General features: G+C 23.7%; 1 protein-coding gene. It reads right to left on the bottom strand.

Going from position 1 to position 469, the window contains the following annotated elements; translation table 11 throughout:
- Positions 1–398, bottom strand: a 398-nt coding sequence (locus tag CD152_RS11705) for a hypothetical protein (protein ID WP_146034119.1), incomplete at its 3' end; no start/stop codon positions are given.
- Positions 399–469: the final 71 nt, after the last annotated feature.

Raw genomic sequence — 469 nt, 5'->3', positions numbered from 1 at the left:
GAATAAACAAGAACAAATTTCATTGGATAATTATATATGTCTGATCTTCTATTAAAAACTTTACATTCGATAAAAATATTTATCAAGTTGTCTATTCCTTCAATCATTTTCAATCTGATATCATCAAAAAAATCCTTATTAAGAGCATCCATATTTCTAAATTCAATAAAATGGTAGGTATTAGATGTGCAATAAATTGAATCGGGTGTTTTTGTTGCATTACAATTCTTTCTTTGACAATAGTCAAAATGTAATTTATCAAAGTTATGTGCATTTTCAAGTGATTTTACTAGATAGATTCCATTACTATCATCATAAGAAATATTTTTAAACGATTCAATATGCTTGTTATTTAAATTATATATATCTTTTAAATCAATTATATTATCGTTATTCATCTCTTATCCCCATCAGAAAAATAATTATTAATTTCTAAAGTATCAAGCAAATCAAAAGCACCATTTAACTC

The organism is Macrococcoides caseolyticum (assembly GCF_002902665.1).
GTDB classification, from domain to species: domain Bacteria; phylum Bacillota; class Bacilli; order Staphylococcales; family Staphylococcaceae; genus Macrococcoides; species Macrococcoides caseolyticum.
The sequence above is the reverse complement of the archived record's forward strand: the minus strand, read 5'-3'. Positions and strand labels throughout refer to the sequence as shown.